Origin of the sequence: Shewanella waksmanii (assembly GCF_043643685.1) — a bacterium.
Classification (GTDB): domain Bacteria; phylum Pseudomonadota; class Gammaproteobacteria; order Enterobacterales; family Shewanellaceae; genus Shewanella; species Shewanella waksmanii_A.
Genome location: NZ_JBHZSN010000006.1, coordinates 103,654 through 122,577 on the forward strand (window position 1 = coordinate 103,654; position 18,924 = coordinate 122,577).

Annotated in this window: 17 protein-coding genes and 1 pseudogene; 12 read left to right on the forward strand and 6 right to left on the reverse strand. The window is 43.0% G+C overall.

The genetic code is table 11. The features are described from left to right. Positions 1-14 precede the first annotated feature (14 nt). The 6 genes from ACHUFW_RS11075 to ACHUFW_RS11100 are packed head-to-tail and all read left to right on the forward strand — an operon-like array spanning position 15 to position 6,345. Positions 15-1,010: a Na(+)/H(+) antiporter subunit B gene (locus ACHUFW_RS11075; RefSeq protein WP_394203050.1), complete on the forward strand. Its 996-nt coding sequence runs from the start codon at positions 15-17 to the stop codon at positions 1,008-1,010. Beyond that, positions 991-1,353 carry a cation:proton antiporter subunit C gene (locus tag ACHUFW_RS11080; RefSeq protein WP_394203052.1) on the forward strand — a complete coding sequence of 121 codons (363 nt, stop codon included), beginning with the start codon at positions 991-993 and terminating at the stop codon, positions 1,351-1,353. The genes ACHUFW_RS11075 and ACHUFW_RS11080 overlap by 20 nt, the downstream gene beginning before the upstream one ends. Further along, positions 1,353-2,828, forward strand: coding sequence for a monovalent cation/H+ antiporter subunit D family protein (locus ACHUFW_RS11085; RefSeq protein ID WP_394203054.1), 1,476 nt, complete (start codon positions 1,353-1,355; stop codon positions 2,826-2,828). Before ACHUFW_RS11080 ends, ACHUFW_RS11085 begins: the two co-directional genes overlap by 1 nt. Further along, entirely contained in the window at positions 2,825-4,315 is a 1,491-nt protein-coding gene (locus ACHUFW_RS11090) for a monovalent cation/H+ antiporter subunit D family protein (RefSeq protein ID WP_394203056.1), read from the forward strand. Before ACHUFW_RS11085 ends, ACHUFW_RS11090 begins: the two co-directional genes overlap by 4 nt. After that, positions 4,305-4,658: a hypothetical protein gene (locus tag ACHUFW_RS11095; RefSeq protein WP_394203057.1), complete on the forward strand. Its 354-nt coding sequence runs from the start codon at positions 4,305-4,307 to the stop codon at positions 4,656-4,658. The genes ACHUFW_RS11090 and ACHUFW_RS11095 overlap by 11 nt, the downstream gene beginning before the upstream one ends. Then, the gene (locus ACHUFW_RS11100) at positions 4,645-6,345 is read left to right on the forward strand and encodes a Na(+)/H(+) antiporter subunit D (RefSeq protein ID WP_394203058.1); all 1,701 of its coding nucleotides are present in this window, start codon (positions 4,645-4,647) and stop codon (positions 6,343-6,345) included. Before ACHUFW_RS11095 ends, ACHUFW_RS11100 begins: the two co-directional genes overlap by 14 nt. Positions 6,346-6,411: 66 nt before the next feature. Here ACHUFW_RS11100 and ACHUFW_RS11105 read toward each other — a convergent pair whose 3' ends face one another. Then, positions 6,412-7,092, reverse strand: coding sequence for a DUF1826 domain-containing protein (locus ACHUFW_RS11105; protein WP_394203060.1), 681 nt, complete (start codon positions 7,090-7,092; stop codon positions 6,412-6,414). Between the two features lie 1,009 nt (positions 7,093-8,101). Between ACHUFW_RS11105 and ACHUFW_RS11110 the strand changes: the two genes are divergently transcribed. After that, positions 8,102-9,061 (forward strand): hypothetical protein, encoded by a 960-nt coding sequence (locus ACHUFW_RS11110; RefSeq protein ID WP_394203062.1) that lies wholly within the window; start codon positions 8,102-8,104, stop codon positions 9,059-9,061. 324 nt (positions 9,062-9,385) lie between these two features. On the opposite strand, the gene ACHUFW_RS11115 is transcribed toward ACHUFW_RS11110, so the two are convergent. Beyond that, positions 9,386-10,912, reverse strand: a complete 1,527-nt coding sequence (locus ACHUFW_RS11115) for a DUF3360 family protein (RefSeq protein ID WP_394203064.1) — start codon at positions 10,910-10,912, stop codon at positions 9,386-9,388. 530 nt (positions 10,913-11,442) lie between these two features. Here ACHUFW_RS11115 and ACHUFW_RS11120 point away from each other — a divergent pair. The 5 genes from ACHUFW_RS11120 to ACHUFW_RS11140 all read left to right on the forward strand — a co-directional run bounded on the left by ACHUFW_RS11120 (position 11,443) and on the right by ACHUFW_RS11140 (position 14,919). Beyond that, the gene (locus ACHUFW_RS11120) at positions 11,443-12,753 is read left to right on the forward strand and encodes a GGDEF domain-containing protein (protein ID WP_394203066.1); all 1,311 of its coding nucleotides are present in this window, start codon (positions 11,443-11,445) and stop codon (positions 12,751-12,753) included. Positions 12,754-12,973: 220 nt separating this feature from the next. Then, complete coding sequence (locus ACHUFW_RS11125; protein ID WP_394203068.1) at positions 12,974-13,426, forward strand: DUF6795 domain-containing protein; 453 nt, start codon at positions 12,974-12,976, stop codon at positions 13,424-13,426. 18 nt (positions 13,427-13,444) lie between these two features. Further along, positions 13,445-13,894 (forward strand): DUF6795 domain-containing protein, encoded by a 450-nt coding sequence (locus ACHUFW_RS11130; protein WP_394203070.1) that lies wholly within the window; start codon positions 13,445-13,447, stop codon positions 13,892-13,894. 3 nt (positions 13,895-13,897) lie between these two features. Next, positions 13,898-14,380, forward strand: a complete 483-nt coding sequence (locus tag ACHUFW_RS11135) for a hypothetical protein (protein WP_394203071.1) — start codon at positions 13,898-13,900, stop codon at positions 14,378-14,380. Positions 14,381-14,388: 8 nt separating this feature from the next. After that, the gene (locus ACHUFW_RS11140; protein WP_394203073.1) at positions 14,389-14,919 is read left to right on the forward strand and encodes an ankyrin repeat domain-containing protein; all 531 of its coding nucleotides are present in this window, start codon (positions 14,389-14,391) and stop codon (positions 14,917-14,919) included. Between the two features lie 429 nt (positions 14,920-15,348). Here the strand turns inward: ACHUFW_RS11140 and ACHUFW_RS11145 are convergent, their stop codons facing one another. The 4 genes and pseudogenes from ACHUFW_RS11145 to ACHUFW_RS11160 all read right to left on the reverse strand — a co-directional run. Beyond that, entirely contained in the window at positions 15,349-16,269 is a 921-nt protein-coding gene (locus ACHUFW_RS11145) for a retron St85 family RNA-directed DNA polymerase (RefSeq protein WP_394203075.1), read from the reverse strand. Further along, entirely contained in the window at positions 16,259-17,203 is a 945-nt protein-coding gene (locus tag ACHUFW_RS11150; protein ID WP_394203077.1) for a retron St85 family effector protein, read from the reverse strand. Before ACHUFW_RS11150 ends, ACHUFW_RS11145 begins: the two co-directional genes overlap by 11 nt. A 403-nt stretch (positions 17,204-17,606) precedes the next feature. Then, positions 17,607-18,584, reverse strand: a complete 978-nt coding sequence (locus tag ACHUFW_RS11155; protein WP_394203079.1) for a transposase — start codon at positions 18,582-18,584, stop codon at positions 17,607-17,609. A gap of 96 nt (positions 18,585-18,680) precedes the next feature. Next, positions 18,681-18,815 (reverse strand): annotated as a pseudogene (locus ACHUFW_RS11160) (transposase); the annotation flags it as partial. Between the last annotated feature and the right edge of the window lie 109 nt (positions 18,816-18,924).

Sequence of the window (18,924 nt, forward strand, 5' to 3'; positions counted from 1 at the left end):
TGCTCAGCTTTTTGGTGGTAATTGCAATCGCAATCGTGCGCACCAGAGACTTGCTAGCAGTCGTCATGTTAACCGGTATTTATGGCCTACTATCAGCCAGCTTCTTTGTGGTACTCGACGCTGTCGATGTCGCCTTTACTGAAGCTTCTGTCGGTGCCGGCATATCTGGGCTCTTGATGTTAACCGCCATCACCATGACAGGTCGTAAAGAACAGTCTGGGCGTCACAAGCCCTTTCTTGCCTTGTTTGTGGTTTTGGTTACTGGTGGCATGTTGATTTACGGCACCTTAGATATGCCCTACTTCGGCGCCGTTGATGCTCCTGTACATATGCATGTGGCACCGCGCTACATTCATGACTCCATGCAAGAAGTCGGTGTGCCAAACATCGTTACTGCGGTATTAGGCAGCTATCGAGCCTTTGATACCTTAGGCGAAGTTGCGGTTATCTTTACCGCTGGCATCGGTGTGCTGTCACTACTTGCCTTGCCAAGACGCAATAAGCAAGCCAAATCAGATGAAGCCACTGAAGAGCAAATGCATGAACGCCACATGGTATTGCGTATTGTCAGTAAGGCACTCATTCCGTTTATCTTACTGTTTGCACTCTATGTGCAATTCCACGGTGACTTTGGACCTGGCGGTGGCTTCCAGGCGGGGGTGATCTTTGCCGCTGCAATTATTCTCTACACCATGTTGTTTGGCTTAGACACCGCCAAGCGCGTATTCAACCAAGGGTTAATTAGGCTACTTGCCGCAATAGGGTTACTGCTTTATGCCTGTGTTGGGGTGGTTTCCATGCTTAATGGTGCCAATTTCCTCGACTATAACGTATTGGCTGACGATGCGGTCGCAGGTCAGCACTTAGGGATTCTACTTATTGAGCTTGGCGTAGGTATCACGGTGACATCGGTGATGCTAATTATCTTCTTCAGCTTTGCTGGACGCCGACAAGCACAACAAAACGGCAGCGAACAAAAAGGGGAGCACGATGTTTCTCGGACTCTATAACTATTGGATTGTGGTGCTGTTAATGATGATAGGTTTCTACATCGTTATCGCCCACGGTAACTTGATTAAAAAATTGGTTGGACTAACGATTTTCCAAACCTCGGTATTTATTTTCTACATCAGTGTCGGCATGGTTGAGCGCGGCAGCGCGCCAATTTTGGCTGAAGGGATTAGCGACTACTCAAACCCGCTTCCCCATGTGCTTATTCTAACTGCCATTGTTGTGGGTATTGCAACAACCGCCCTTGGTTTGGCGTTGGCCGTGAGAATTAAAGAAGCTTATGGCTGTGTTGAAGAGGATGAGATCCAAAAACAAGATCAGCTTAACGAGGACCAATCATAGTGCTAGCTCACCTGCCTATTTTACAAGTTGTGCTGCCACTGATTGCAGCCCCGTTATGCTTGTTTATCAATCGTTCAAAATTGGTGTGGATTTTTGCCTTATTGGTGAGTGTTGCGGCCTGTGTAAACAGTATTCTGCTACTTGCCGAGGTAATGAAAACCGGCACTATCATCTATGAGCTCGGGGGCTGGGAAGCACCTTGGGGGATTGAATATCGCATTGACAAGCTTAACGCTTTCCTACTGCTGATTATCTCGACTATCGGCGCAGTGGTGTTGTTTGCCGCCAATAAGAGTATCCATAAAGAACTCAGCGAAGACCGTCACGCCCTGTTTTATAGTCTATACCTGCTATCGTTAACCGGTATGTTTGGTATTGTCGCGACCGGTGATGCATTCAATGTGTTTGTATTTTTGGAAATATCATCACTGTCGGCCTACGCATTAATCGCCCTTGGGCGTGACAGACGTGCACTGTGGGCGGCCTACCAATACCTGATCATGGGGACTATTGGTGCGACCTTTATTTTGATTGGTATCGGTATGTTGTATCAAATGACCGGTACACTCAACATGAACGATTTGGCCATGCGACTTGTGGACGTTGGCCAAACCCGTACTGTCTTTGCTGCATTTGCCTTCCTAATTGTGGGGATCTGTTTAAAACTGGCACTGTTTCCACTGCACCTGTGGTTACCTAATGCCTATGCTTACGCACCATCGATTGTCACCGCATTTTTAGCAGCAACCGCCACCAAAGTTGCGGTGTACTTGCTGATTCGCTTCACCTTTACCGTATTTGGCATTTCATTCTCATTCTCGAGTTTGCCACTGCAAAGTATCTTGATGGTATTGGGATTAGTCGGCGTGTTTGCCGCTTCAATCGCCGCCATTTATCAAAAGAATGTGAAGCATATTTTAGCCTACTCCAGTATCGCGCAAGTGGGCTATATGATCATTGGTTACTCCATCAATACCAGTACAGGCGTGATGGCCACCTTGCTGCACCTGTTTAACCACGCGTTAATGAAAGGCGCATTGTTTTTAGCCCTAGGTGCGGTGATGTATCGCATCGGCACCGTTCAGCTAAGTCAGTTCCAAGGCTTAGGAAAACAGATGCCACTCACCATGTCAGCCATTGTTGTTGGTGGATTAAGCTTGATTGGTGTGCCATTAACTGTGGGCTTTGTCAGTAAGTGGTACTTACTTATTGCCACCGTTGAAGCAGGCATGTGGCCTGTGGCTGCGCTGATCTTGCTCGGTTCTTTATTAGCTGTGGTCTACATTTGGCGAATCGTCGAAACCGCCTACTTCAGACCACCAATTCCTGGACGTGAAGTCAAAGAGGCGCCTTGGTCTTTCCTCGGTCCAATTTGGGCTCTGGTCATCGCTAATATCTATTTTGGTATTGATACTCGCCTGAGTGTGCAAGTAGCACAGGCGGCTTCTCAAAGTTTGTTTGGAATTAACCCATGAATCTTTCTTTGACGCTGATGTTACAGCTAACGATCCTATTACCTTTGCTTGCCACAGCAGCCATTGCCGTAACAGGAAGCAAACCTAACCTTCGAGAAGCGGTAACCATAAGTATCAGTCTTGTGGTGCTATACTGCGTGATCAATCTTTACCAAGCACTGCAAGCGGGTGCGAGCATTGAAGTATCCTGGTGGGAGCTTATGCCAGGCTTAGAGATAAGCTTTGTTGTTGAGCCACTAGGAATGCTATTTGCGTTAATCGCCAGCTTTCTTTGGATCATTACCACCATTTACGCCATAGGCTATATGCGTGGTCATAATGAAGATAACCAAACCCGCTTCTATATCTGTTTCGCACTGGCCATCAGTGCGGTAATGGCGTTGGCCTTTTCTGCGAACCTGTTTACTCTGTTTGTGTTTTATGAAGTATTGACCCTATCAACCTACCCGCTAGTCACCCATGCAGGTAGCGATAAAGCCAAGCAAGGTGGACGCGTTTACCTCGGGATCTTGCTCAGCACTTCAATCGCCTTTTTCTTACTCGCTATTATCCTGACTTGGATAGTCGGTGGCAGCCTAGAATTTAAAGCCGGCGGGGTATTTGATGCCAATGTCAGCCCGACTATTGCAGGGGCGATATTGGTGCTGTTTATATTTGGTATTGGTAAAGCCGCCATTATGCCCTTTCACCGTTGGTTGCCAGCTGCGATGGTCGCGCCAACACCAGTCAGTGCATTACTTCATGCGGTTGCCGTTGTAAAAGCCGGGGTATTTACGGTACTCAAAGTCTGTATCTTTATCTTTGGTCTAGACTTACTACCTAAACTGCCAACCACCGACTTTTTACTGTATTTAGCAGCATTTTCAGTGCTAATGGCATCGGTTGTTGCCATGCAACAGGATAATTTGAAAGCCCGATTAGCTTATTCAACAGTGAGTCAACTTGGATATATCACCATTGGCGCACTGCTGGCCAATTCGTCAGGGGTGATTGGCAGCTCAATGCACATTGCCTCACATGCCTTTGGCAAAATCACCTTGTTCTTTTGTGCCGGCGCAATCTTAGTTGCCGCCCACAAATCAAAAATCAGTGAAATGCGTGGCCTTGGCTACACCATGCCAATCACCATGGCGGCCTTTTTCATTGCCAGCCTGAGCATTATTGGCGTGCCCCCTACTGGCGGTACCTGGAGCAAATGGTTCTTACTGATGGGCACCATGGAAACTGGCCACTGGGTGATTATGGCAACACTAATGCTGAGCTCTTTGCTCAACATCGCCTACCTGTTACCCATTCCATATCATGCGTTTTTCCCAGGTAAAGGCTTCACTCCGCCCGCTGGCGGCATAAAAGAAGCGCCATTGCCTTCGCTAATTGCGCTAACCATTACCACGCTAGGCTGCTTGATTATGTTCATTCATCCACAGCCCTTTTATGAACTGGCGAAAGCTATCTTGACTGTATCAGGAGTCAGCCATGGACAATGAGAAGCAATACTTCTTTGATAACCCCAAAAATATTCAGCGTATTTTATATTTGCTATACGCCTGCTGTGGCCTGCTTGTGGTACTTGATTTTGTCATCCACCGTCACGTTTACCATAGCTGGGAAAATCTACCGATTTTCTATCCCATTTATGGTTTCGTCGGCTGCGTCATCTTGGTGTTAATCGCCAAATGGATGCGTACCTTCTTAATGCGCCCGGAAGATTATTACGATGACGTTGAAGAGCTAGATACAACAAACTCTAACTCTACGACCGATTCAGATAACGCTAACGTTAACCAAGTTAACTCTACTCATATAGGTGACCGCAATGTGGATGCTTGAGCTACCGCCATTTGTACTGTTTTTAATCGGCGGCCTGATTGCAGCGACAACACGTGGCAAACTGCGTGGCGCATTGATGATCGCAATTCCTATTCTAAGTGGCTTACATCTGTGGACCGTACCTGAAGGTATCCATCTACAGATGATGTTCTTGGACTATGAGTTAGTCCCCTACCGCGCTGACAAGCTTAGCTTGATGTTCGGTTATATTTTCCATATTGCCGCGCTAATCGCGATTATCTACTCTTTGCATGTGAAAGATACTGTACAGCAAGTCGCTGCCATGCTTTATGCTGGTAGCGCTATTGGTGCAGTGTTTGCTGGTGATCTGATCACCCTATTCGTGTTTTGGGAATTGCTTGCCTTTACCTCAGTATTTTTGATTTGGGCTCGCCGCACTCAGCGTGCATATAGCGCCGGTATGCGATACCTCATCATGCAAGTGCTTTCCGGTGTCATTTTGTTAATTGGCGCGCTTTTCTATGTGGGCGAAACCGGCAGCATCAGCTTTGACTTTATTGGCTTAGAGGGCGTTGCGGGCTGGTTAATCTTTATCGCATTTGGTATCAAATGTGCGTTTCCTTTCGCTCACACTTGGCTTACCGACGCCTACCCGGAATCAACCCCTACCGGTACTGTGCTGCTAAGCGCATTCACCACCAAGGTGGCAGTTTATGCATTAGCTCGCGGCTATCCCGGTACTGAGCTACTCATCTACATCGGCGCGGCAATGACCTGTTTCCCGATCTTCTTTGCGGTTATCGAGAACGATCTTCGTCGCGTACTTGCCTACAGCTTAATTAACCAAGTTGGCTTTATGGTGGTAGGGATTGGTATTGGTACTGCTCTTGCACTTAACGGCGCGGTATCTCACGCATTTAACGATGTGATATTTAAAGGCTTACTGTTTATGAGCATGGGGGCGGTACTGCATATGACCGGCCGTATTAATGGCTCTGATCTTGGCGGTCTGTATAAGACCATGCCCAAAACCACCATTTTATGTATTGTCGGCGCGGCCTCCATTTCCGCCTTCCCGCTATTTAGTGGCTTCGTCAGTAAATCGATGGTGATGTCAGCCGCCATTGAAGGTGGACATGATTGGGTTTGGTTGATGCTGCTATTTGCTTCTGCCGGTGTATTCCACCACGCAGGAATCAAGATCCCTTACTTTGCTTTCTTCGCCCATGACTCAGGTATTCGGGCGAATGATCCCCCAAGCAATATGCTGTGGGCGATGTTTATTGCGGCGTGTTTATGTATTGGTATTGGTATCTATCCAGCAGCACTCTACTCGCTGCTCCCCTACGATACCGGATACAACCCTTACGATGCGACACACGTGCTGGCACAGACTCAGCTGTTACTGTTCTCAGCGTTGGCGTTTGTATGGTTAAACTTAAAGAACATGTATCCACCAGAGCTGCGCTCAACCCATTTGGATGTGGACTGGGTATACCGTCGTCTAGTGCCTAATATCGTGCAGCGTATATTTGCCGGTATCTGGAAAGTTGATGGTCAACTACGCCAAGCTGCATTGGGTAAACTGAGCCAATGCCAAGCATTTTTGGCCCGCCAACATAAAGGCAATGGCAGCTTTATCTCCAGCGCCTACCCTTCAGGTAACATGGTTCTATGGGTCGCTGTAATTCTGGCAGCCTACCTGTTTATTGGCTTTATAAAATAACCATACACCTAACCAATAAAAACGCGGCTCAGGACACTGGGCCGCGTTTTTTTTATATTTTGAGCTTTAAGCAAAATCGAGTGTCATCAATAGCCTTGCGCCACCAGCTGTATTAATTGGTGAGCGATGCACTAGAGCGGTATCTTCATTGCCTAACCAAGATTGCCCCTTAAGCAAGGCCACATCACCATAACTCAGTTGCTCAATCTGACAATCCGCGCCATAGAGACCCGATTCTGCATCGGCTAAACCGTTACTGCCATGACCTAGCTTACTTCTATCTACAGCGTGATTTGGCAACCATTCAGTGGCAACTCCATGATAAGTCGTCACTAACCGACAAGGCACTTTATCAACATGAAAACGAGGGCACATCACCCCCTCAATAACCGCAATGCGAAGGCCAACTTGGTTGAGTTCAAACAAGCAACAGAACATATCAACTAACTCAGTAATATCAGCGAGCAACGATTCCGGTGCGCTGCCATCAGTGGCTTCATCCAACAGCTGGTAGACGCTGTCAGCACTGACTGTCATTGATTTGCTAAATCGCGGATTGCCGGCGACAAACTCAGTAATGGCAGCGGCCATGTCATCACTAAAGCTGCGTTGCCATAATGCAATATTAATTTTGTCTTGATAAATATCGGTCAACACCTTCGGCAGCTTTGCCTTGCTGCATGTTTGCAGTTGGCTTTGCGCCATCACTGCTACTTGCTTTGTCGGCTTAGTTAACACAACCCCCATAATTCCTCCCAATTAGCGCTTTCATTACCTAAGTAGCATCCGCCAAAAGATCAAGCTACACCCCAACACAATACGTTATAACATATCACATCGATATCAGTAAGCGCATTTCTTTAATTGAGTGTGCAGTGAGTAACAACTGCAAAGGATCGGCACTGATGCTATGCGAGTAAAACAGCTATCGCCATAGCGCCGTTAGTAATAGTCAAACACAGGGGTTTAACTATTCTAGCTGACAGTACTCGTCGGTAAGCTATCCAGTGCATTTATAGCGCGGATAATACCTTCTTTATCTAGCGTATCAGCGGGCATTCTATCTATCGCTTGCGGTGTATCAATCAGTGGCTCACTATCACGATAGGGTTACCATAAGCGTTTAACTTGAATACGCTCAATGTCATCGGTCACTTCTGGGACGGGTTCAATATTATCTTTGGCCATAACACTATTAGAGACGACTAATAGTGGATATAGCATGTACTTCTTCAGTTTTTCACTCTATAAGGGAAAAATAAAACTAGCCCGCAACCAGTATTCGATGGAAACTGTTCAAATAAACTGACTTTTTAGCCGAATCTCAATGTTAAGCAATGTTGACAAGTGGCCAAGTAGAAACCCACTAATAATACGAAACAATGCGAGAACATATTGAAGCATATATTAAATGGGATAAGACTAAAGACCAACAAAATCCGTTACAGCTAACAAAAAAGTTTTAAACCAAAACCAATATAACCAGACAACATCATCATCACAGAAAAAATATAAATAACAAAAACACCAACTTCCACCAATCATAAAACATTAAAACATTAAAACATTAAAACATTAAAAACTTGTAATAACAAAATTGACAATCTACTTTAAAATGACGCCCACAAAAAGTTAATCAAGAAAATTTACAAGCCATACTTTAACAAGGCTAAAAAATTTAACACAGGATCCCGACGGCTACATTGAATAAAAATCAAAGTGGCTTAAATAAAACTGAAAAGGAGAGCACTAAATTATGAATACTATTATTGGTGGTAACATTAATGCTGATGGAACACTCTACTCAGGTAACTACGTCTCGGTAATTAAAGAAAGCACTGGGATATACGAGATTACTTTCGCCGAAGCATTTTCAAAAGTACCAAGTATTTTGTTAACACAAAACCACCCCAGCTGGGGTGATTTTAGCTCCAAAGGGGGAAGCACCATAGATAACTGCACAATTATAGCCGTCGATAAAACCAAAGTTAAAGTCAAAACTGGTAATAGCAGTGGGGAGGTCTCTAATAGAAATTTCTCTATCCTAGCAATCGACTCTCGAGAAACTGAAACTGATGTCGGTTTAGTCTCAGGTCTTGTTAATGCTGATGGCACCAATGTTGATGATTACCCGGACTTTTTCACAACCAAAATTGACACAGGGCTTTATTTAATCACCTTCAGCCAACCTTTTAGTGAGCCTCCGGTGATTACAGTATTGCAGAATTACCCAGAGTGGGACCAGTTTAATAGTGATGGTGGCAGCACCCATGATAACGCTGTCGTTGTTGCAGTAAAAAAACAACAAGTGCTGATTAAAACAGGTGGCGGCAATGGTTCAGCATCAGATAGAAATTTTTGCTTTATTGCTTGCGACCCATCCTTTGCGTCAACGAGCACGACAAGAAAAATGGCAACAGGTGATATCAATGCTGACGGCACCATACACTCAGGTGATGGTTTTATCGCAATTCACGATGATACAGGTGAATATAGTTGCGCGTTTAACTCAGGTACATTTAGTTCATCACCTGCAGTCATTGCAACACAAAATTATCCTGGCTGGTCTGATTTTTCAAGCTCAGGTGGCAGTACCGAAGACAACTGTACCTTAATTGCGATAAACAATACTAAATGTAAAATAAAAACTGGCGGTGGAAATGGTTCCGCAAGTGATAGAAACCTTTCTTTTGTAGCCATGGCGACATTGAAATAGTATAAATTCTGAACAAGTTAATTTACAAATCTGTTTAAATCTCTTTTAAAAGGCCAATGGTAATAAGAATATTGCCAACGGCCTTTTTAAAGCGTTAATAACCTAGCTACCTACACCTTAAAAACAAGCTAAATTAGGAAAAAATTATAAAAATAACCACCACGGCTACAAAACAAGAACAATAAAACCTAAACCAATGCTTATTAAATTCAAACAATTATTCTAACAGCAATAAATAACAGTAAGGCTTTACTACTTATATTTTATAAAGTTACATTTTATAACTTGAAGTAAACCCAACAGGTTAACCGTGGATCATCATTACTAATTTAAGCCTGAGATCAGCGCAGGTATGCCGGGTAATAAGCCCACCATCGCCATCACGCTAGTGAGGATGACAAACATAATACTCGGCACTATCCAACGATTCATCTTGGTCAGTTTTGCACTCCGGTCTTTACAACCAATTAAGCCTAAATTGTCTAACAGCATGGTCAATGACCAGCCAAAAGCAGGGTTAACCAACACCGATGAGAACACCACAATCGCGGCAGACTGCGTCGTTTTGCCCTCGCGGGTCATCTCCATCCCCGCTTCAAGTAGCGGAATAAACACCCCCACCACCAGCGCAACACATAACACCGGCTCCCAGATAGCCAAGTCCATTGGATATCCCCACAGTGCAGCGATAACACAAAACAGTGCCGTTAATAAGGCGCCAGCTGGAATGGGTCGCTTAGCAATTGCCGCTGGCACAATATAGGTGCCCCATGACGAAGTGAAGTTAGCCCCACCAAGTAAAGAGCCGACAGTTTGACGGAACGATGCACTGGTCATAGTGTCATCAATACTCATATGCACTCGCTCAGTGCGCGGTGGATAATTGATTTTTTGAAACACCTGATGGCCTAGAAAGTCAGGTGACCACATAGCAACGGCTAAAATCGCAAACGGCAACACCACCATAAAACTCTCAATCGTGGGTAAGCCTAACATCCAACCTGAGTCTTCCCCCCACCAATACATCGGATTCATGTTTGGTAAACCCGGCGCGGTTTGAAACTCAAAGGGAGCGCCCATAGCAAATGCTAAGGTGCCGCCGAGCAAACAGCTCAATGGCACAGCCAGCCAACGTTTACGCCAGTGTTCAAGCAAGGCATACAAAATGATAGTGCAAAATATCACGACAAAGGCGATATGCGCCATCTCAATGCTTTCAGCCCACGCATACAGCTTTTTCACCTGTGAGGCCGTCCCCACAAAGCCGAGGTAAAGCAGTAAGCCTCCACATACCCCTTTACTGGTCAAATTAGCCAGTAAACTGCCCCCCTTACTAATGGCCAGTATTAACCCAAGCGCACCAATCAGCAGGCCAAATGCCATCGGGTGGCCACCAGCGGCAACCACAATCGGAATAATCGGAATAAGCGGGCCGTGGGTACCGGCTAAGTTAGCAGTGGGTAGGATAAAACCAGAAAACACCACGATAAAAAATGCAGCAATGATCAACTCATAACGGACATTTTCTAAAATAAAGCTTTCTTGTAGCCCTAGCGATGTCGCAAAGGTCGTCGCAATTGCCCCAACCATTACCACTTTACCAATGGTGGCCGCCATCGCCGCAATCGAGTCTTCAGGCTCAAAGCGATAATCTCGCCCAGGCAGGTTAGCTCGCCAACGCTTAGGCTGCATGATAGTTAGCTCATGCTCTAAGTACGCCTCACGGGATTCAAATGTTGAACTGGCACGATGTTGCTGCTGATAACTTTGATCGTCACCCGCGCTATGATCGTCACCCGCGCTATTCGCTGCACCATTTGGCGCACCTACTGACTCAGAAGTACTGCTCATATCAACCCTATTACTCACCCGCAACCGAGTGGACTACAAAATAGATTAGAGGCACCTTAACTGAAGGACGCAGGCATAGCGACCAATAAACGCATTTTAGGACTCAGACATTAGTCGTAGATAAACAATGATTTACGAAAAATAACACTCTGATTCGTCGACCTAACAGCTTGAAAATAAGGTGAGAATGTCAAGCTAATGGACAAAATAGCTCCTCTATATCATGAAGGCCTAGCTTTATCGCCGCTTTGCCTTGAACCTTAGTGATGTTGTTATTCACTACTACCCACTAAACTCAAATAACCACTAACGCACCAACACTTATTAACTCGCTGTCGGGAAGCGGCATTTTAAGCATCATCCATGAGAATTGTGCTTAACCATTGATATCATTTTCATCACTATAATTGCCCACAAAAAAATTCAGCCGCAGCTAAGAACACATTTTGTCGCTTTGAGCATGCTCAACTAAGCTTAAGCTAATTGCATTGTTACTATCGTGGCGGTTACCTGCGATATAGGTGAGTTTTATGCAAAGAGAAGGTAAAGATAATCTGGTTATTGTCTTGTTAATCTTGATAACGATTAGCGTGCTGTTTTTGCATCGATATTTCCTCAACAAAAGCTTGCTAATTGATGTAAACAGCAGTTTTCCAGAATATATTATCACTGACAGCAGCCAAAACGGTGCTTCAGTCGCTAAGCTATTTGAATTTGATGACCATTACCTGTTTGAATGTGACATCATTGCATCCGATTATCCATGGCCTTTTTGCGAGTTATCATTCAGCTTTGGGTTAGATGCCACACACACTGTGGCCAATACGATCGACCTAACCCAGTTTACGTCCGTTAAGGTGTCTGCCTATTATTTAAATCAACGCCAGCCATTATCGGGATTTAGACTGCATCTGCGAAGCTTTAACCCTCACTACTCTTCTATTAATGATGAAGCCTCATGGAAATATAGTGGCATTGAATATTGGCCCACTGTCGCACAACGTCATATTACTATCCCACTTTCAGCGTTACAGGTTCCCACATGGTGGTTAGTAGAAAAGCAGTTACCGATCGATATGATTGCCCCTGAGTTGGACAATGTTGTCGAGCTAGAATTTGCAACAGGTAATAACATAAAGCCCGGTAAATACTTAATTAGAATAGAAAGCATTGAATTTATTGGTAAGCGATTTAGCGACACCGCTGTTTATCGTAGCCTGATTATCATGTGGCTGCTGGCCGCGTGTACCGGAGTGTGTGTTAACATCTTTCGCGCGAAGGCCAAACTGGCTAACGCCCTGCAACGAGCCTACGAATTAAAACAATTAAACCAGCTGCTAAATGATGAGGCCGCGGCATTAAAAACTCAGGTAGAGAGAGACGCATTAACCGGCGCCTTGAATCGACACGGGATTGGAAAAGTACTCGCCAACGATATGCCACTTGTCTCAATCATTATGTTCGATATCGATCATTTTAAAATAATCAATGATACCCATGGGCATAATGCAGGAGATGAAGTGCTACAGCTTATTGTTCGCGTTATTAGCGAGCACATCAGAACCAGCGATTTTTTATGCCGCTGGGGTGGCGAGGAGTTCTTGCTCCTGTGTCCCAACACAAGATTGGCCGATGCCTACCAACTGGCACAATCACTGCGTGAGCTCATTGAAGATCATCGCTGGCCCTATGCAATCAAAGTGACATCAAGCTTTGGTGTGGGCGAAAAAGGCAAAGAGTCTTACAAAGAGTTAATAGAACGTACCGACAAAGCACTCTACCAAGCCAAGGCTACAGGTCGAAACCGCGTCAACATCTCCCCAGCCAGCCAAAATAACTGACAGCAAAAACGTACTTAAACTGGGGCACAAATTCACTGACGTTGAGGTCTTCAATATTCATCACTCGGGCCTTTATTCTACGCCTACAAGTATTACTTCAATTACAAAATTATCTTTATTTATTAGCAACTAAACAGAGTCTATACGTAATTAAGAAATAAGTTTACATGGCAATATGCGGTACATATAATCATCAACTGAATTGCAAGGAGCAATCATCATGCTAGGAATGCTAGGAATACTACGAAAAACATATACCGTCGAGTTATGCCCTGAGGTTCATGGAAGAATCTCTAAAGATGGTACCCCAATAGAAAACCTTCTTATAGAACGCAGCTTAACCTACGCTGATGAAGAGTATTCAGATAATTGCTTAACTAATGCTGATGGTGAGTTTCATTTTGATAAAAAGTCTATCAAATCTCGCCTTCCTGGAAATATTTTCCATGAGCCGGTAGTGAGGCAGGTGATTGAGTTTACTCTCTCTAATCACAAAGAAGAAACTTATATTTGGGCAACAAACCAACATGACATTTCTTGTCCAGAAATTTGCAAACTGCACTTACGTAATCTCGTTTCAGATATATCTAATGAAGAACAAGTGTATGAATTAGCCAATGTTGAAGCGCCTGCTTACCCGTTAATTATTAGAGCTCTTTGTGCATTGAAGTAACTGCAAGGAGCAATCATCATGCTAGGAATGCTACGAAAGACATATACCGTCGAGTTATGCCCTGAGGTTCAAGGAAGATTAACTCACAACAATCTGCCTCTTCAAAGTCAAACCGTTATTAGAAGCCTTACGTACAATGACGACGAAATTGTTGACAAATGTATAACGGGTCTAGATGGCACGTTTAAATTTCCAAAAAAATCAATTAAATCTAGATTGCCGGGTAACGTATTTCATGAGATATCCATAAGGCAAATTTTATTTACTGAATTTCAATCTCAAGAGTTATTTATTTGGCTCGCATGCCAAAGAGAAACTGATACCCCAAAAGTATTTATTCGATTAATGAGTAAGTTAAACGCTGAATTGACTACTGAAGAGCAAGTTTACGAGCTTGAAAATAAGCAGCTTTCAGCCTCTCCATTTAGAGTTAGAACACTCTGTTTCTTAGAGTCATATCAAGGATGAGCCATGACTAGACCTATCTACTTAAGAACCTTTACACAAGACGAACTCATTTTAACTAGCGAAGAAACTAAATTAGTACTTAAATTCATCTTTAATCGCATGCCAGTCGATCTGATAGACAATCTAACAATCAATGACTCTATCAAAGAGTTTACCCAAGCATTGCTGGTCAGTGCTATTGATGCAAGCTACTCAATAGGTTACGTAGAAGCACTGTTTAGAGCTACTGCCAACCCAACCACATCGACACAAAAAGTAATCCAAGATTTCACCAAAAATGCTGCTAAACATTGGTTTAAATATGCCACGATAAACGATCTAAAAAATGTGAAGATCTACGTTGCTGTTCGTAATGAACTCGCAAGGCGATTTAAAACCAAATTTCAACTTTTAGCGACAGGTCTCAGTAACATCAATGACAAGCAAAACCAGCAAATTGCTTTTATATTAACGCCGGCTATCGAAAAACAACTCGGCCTAGGGTAAATACGCTAATGAAAAAAATAGCAGTTTTAATGTCGCTCATATTGTGTTCTACAGCTATAGCAACCTCTTACAATCTATACAATATGTCAGTAGAGGAGCTTATCGTCTGTAGCGATGATGCGAGCGGGTATTACTTGCCGCCTTTCATATGTGAATTTCAACTTACGAATCTAGGGGGCGAAGCCTATGCTGAGGAGTTATCGAAAACCACGGGACTTAGCTTCATATTGGCAGGTAATAATCAGCAAAAAAAACTCGCCTTGGCTGAGTATTTTATAAACAAAGGCGTAAATATCGACGGTATTAACCATATTGATGGGCTAGGTTTAACACCATTGCATGCGGCAATCTTAAATCAGGATTTTTCTTCAGTGAAGTTTCTAATAGCACATGGCGCAGATATATCACTTAGAGCAAAATCAACTGAGCTTAATGCATTAGAGTTAGCAGAGCAGGTCAATCAACAATACCGAAGTACTGACACAAAACTGATAGTACAAATACTGATGCGTCAATCAACAACGACCTTTAAAGAATAACGCTTACTTGTGAGCACAAGATAACTATGAATTATGAAACTATTGAACAACAAAAAAGCTCACGCATTATTCGCGATACTCCTACTGACACTGTTCATCTTTGGTTACTGTTATGCACTAAATGATGAAATCGCTATGCTAGCTAGAGCCAAAGAACAAGCGGCTTACCAATGCGAATCGCGAGGACTTTTTTAAGAGTGTCTATTTTTCAATCGGTTACGTATAGGTGAAAAATGATGTTTTCAGAGAAAGTTATAATTTTGAGGGAAAATAGATGGCTTAAATGACTAAAAAATAATTTCAATTATTTTTAATTTGGGGTGGTGTTGTGTGTCTTAAAGGAGGAATAACTGGGATTTTCGTATGCTATTACCGATGTAAAATAGCCAAAATGAGGCCTTAAAACTTCCAATGCTAGTTTGAATTAAACTACTTTAAAATCGATCGCTGGATTTTAGTAATCAGTTCTGCTCCATACTTTCTACATAGAGAATTTATAAACTCCGGCTCTACTGACGAACAGAAAGATAAATATCCAACTAAAAACTTCTTTTCCTTACCATTCAACTTCTCCCAAGAAAAAATCATTGCTCTCAACTTCCTCTTCATTTCACGACCAATAGAAACACTACCATCAGTAGTAAGAGTCAAGCCAGTAACGGCCATTTTCTTTTTCCGTGAAGTATGATGAGTTTTGGATGTATTTATTGATAAATTGCTAGGTAAACTAATTTGCCTAACGATTTTTACAACCTCAAGCTGTATCTTTCTTAATACATTTGGCCTATGTGTCGAAAAATATAAATCATCTGCATAGCGAGAATATTTTACATCATGTGCGTAAGATAATTTTTTAAGCTTCTCATCTAACCCGTAGCACATTACATTTGATAACGAAGGTGAAGTAACAGAACCAATTGTTAGCGAGTTCCCGAAACAAACTAGTTTAGTGAAGAGTTCCGTATCTTCACTGCACCAACCATCCCCCATCAAACTCTTATTTTGTTCGACAAAAATCACAACATCATCACGTAATATGGACTCAAAAAAGTTACTAAAATCCATCCTCAAAACAAAGCTCCCACCAGCATGAACTTTTGCATGATTAAGTAGACTAATATTTTTACGGTATGCAAATGCCGATTCATGAAGAGGAAGAGAATTCAATATATCATCATGAATAACTCTTTGAAGAGCTTTTAATTCTCTAGCAGGATGAAGAATTGTTCGTTGTCCGCCAGACTTCTTCTTAACGTGAAATAACTTATATCTTTGAGATGCTGTATCTGCAATATCTGCTATGTATGACTTTTCTAGAAGTAAAGTATTCGATAGATACTCAAGCAACATTCTTATCAACCTTCCTCAAAGTTTCATTAAATTCTGGTATTAACAAAAGATCAGAAAGGCATCTAGCTCTTAGATGTTGCGATAACCTTAATGCTCTCTTCGTCGATTCATGGCGGTATAGTTTCACATAGTCGACACAAGTAAATAGCTTTGTTTCATCTATAACCGTAAATTCTACCAACCGCAACGCAATACATAGTGACAAGATAAAAGATATCTCATTTTTATGTTTTGCCCCTTTGCCGTAATCAATAATGCTGTGAGATATATCACAAATCTCTTTCGCAGAAATAGGCCCTAAAGCTGTAACTATATAGAGGATAAAAAACATTAACTCTTTACGTGAAAACTCAAGGTTTCCAAACCGGTCTTCTAAATCTCTTGATTTATAAACGGTCTTGGCTTCAAGCCTTGAAACGACTTCAGGCATACAGGTTAGGATCGTAGAGAAGTCGGTATAAACACTCGGCTTATAAACAGAATCATTATCAACCCACCTGATAGGCCCTGTATTAATAAACGAGTCATCATTTTGGAACTTCTTGTCTAATATTGGCAATAATTTTTTTCTGAGCGGGTCACTAATTGAGAATGCCCCGAGCTCTGCAACTGTACCGAATGACTCAACAAGGATAACGACAGCGTCCGAGAAACCAGCTAGCCACTTCTCTAAGTCTAGGGCGTTAGTATTGCTCTTACTTACGACACTAGACATCTCCGCCCAAGCGTATTCAGCCCGAAAATGCAGTAATTTACTATGGTACCGATCCAAATAAGACTCGATCTTTTCTCTGTTATGGCACTTTTTTTCATCACCACCACAAATAAAAATGATTTTAGGAAGGTGGCTTGACAAATTACCCAAAGTTGAAGCATTTGACTCTTTTATAAAGCGCTTTTTAGCATTCAAATATCTCGGGTGTTTGTACCACATACCCAAATTCCTTTTTCATATATGTAAAAAGTCCTTACTAGAGGAGCTAGCGAAGCTAGCGACTGTGCGAAAATGCGCAAATTTCGCTCAGTGAGGTACGAACGGATCGGAATTTGCGCATTTATGCACAACATTACCGAGCATTCTGAACGGATCGGCTGAACACCAATCACAGAAGAAAACGAGACTATAGACAGCCATTATTAATCAACAATATAACAAGGTTGCTGCTAACTGCTCAAAGACGAATTAGATTTGTACCTTCTAATGCTGTGCTTAGTAAAAGTTAGTATTATAAATCAGCCTAAATTGGCAAAATCTGGCGTTAATTGCTGTTTTTAGCGCACGGGGCGTTAACTCTGCTAAAGGAACTGAGGGTTGCGGGAAATGTGAAAGTTTAAACTTAGTTAGCTAGCATAAACTGGCAACTACTTGAGAAGTGTCGCCTTCGCCTATTTAGATGTTCACAGTAGTGGCTAAACTCCTCCAATGTCCCTACTGGGCCATGAAACAACTGACCAAACTCAGTGACAATTTTAAGCCAGTTGGCTGAGGGGATATTTAGCCTATTTAGTATGTCACAAGCCTTTGAATCAACAGCGCCCCGCTTGTCATCTCGAATCACTCTGCCTGTTTCATCGACTAGTATGAGGTAGTCTTGCAGTGATAAAGCGATACCTTTGGGTTGGTTGGCACGTTCATTTCCAATGAATGGTAAAAGGCGTTTAGGTTGCTCTCCTGTAAGTGCTGCTTTTACTCTGAGTTTGATACTTGTGAAGTCCGACTTTTCTGGCGTACTCGCCATTTTAGCGCGTATCGGATTAAGTTCTACATAGGCCATACAGGCCAACACCGCCGCTTCACCGAGTAATGCTTGTGATTTAAACCGCCCTTCCCAGAAGTGTCCTGTACAGTTATCTTCGAGATTAGCTTGTCTTGCAATAGGCTCATTTAGACACCTCATGAACCAGCTAATATCGCAAAGGCGCGAGCGATACGTCGCTATCAGATGTTTAAGCTGAGCAACTGCATACTCTTCAATCACTTCACCTTTGGCAAATTTCTGCGTTAAGCCAGTTCCTTTAAACAATTTATGCCATTGTAATACGACATCCCTATCTGACCAGGCGTTAACTTGTTCAAGATCAATATGAAGGACGACATGAAGGTGGTTGCTCATCACTGCATAGGCTGCCACGTCAATGGCAAATACTTCGGTAAGTTTCAAGATTTGAGCTTCTACCCAACCACGGCGGTGGTCATAATTTTTGCCAGTGTACTTATCATCACCACATAAGAAAGCGCGTCGTACAACTCGACTGCAGCAATGATAGTAAGCAGTATCTTCGAGACTAATGAGGGTTCGTCTAGGCCTTGGCATGCAACCTCCTTGTTAAATGCGCAAATCAAGCATAGTCGGAGGTTGTAATTTACGCCATTAACTATGGGTGTCTGTAGTGGTCATTAACTATGGGTGTCTGTAGTGGTCATTATAATTTTTGCCAGTGTACTTATCATCACCACATAAGAAAGCGCGTCGTACAACTCGACTGCAGCAATGATAGTAAGCAGTATCTTCGAGACTAATGAGGGTTCGTCTAGGCCTTGGCATGCAACCTCCTTGTTAAATGCGCAAATCAAGCATAGTCGGAGGTTGTAATTTACGCCATTAACTATGGGTGTCTGTAGTGGTCAGTACATATAATCAGCAACTAAATTGC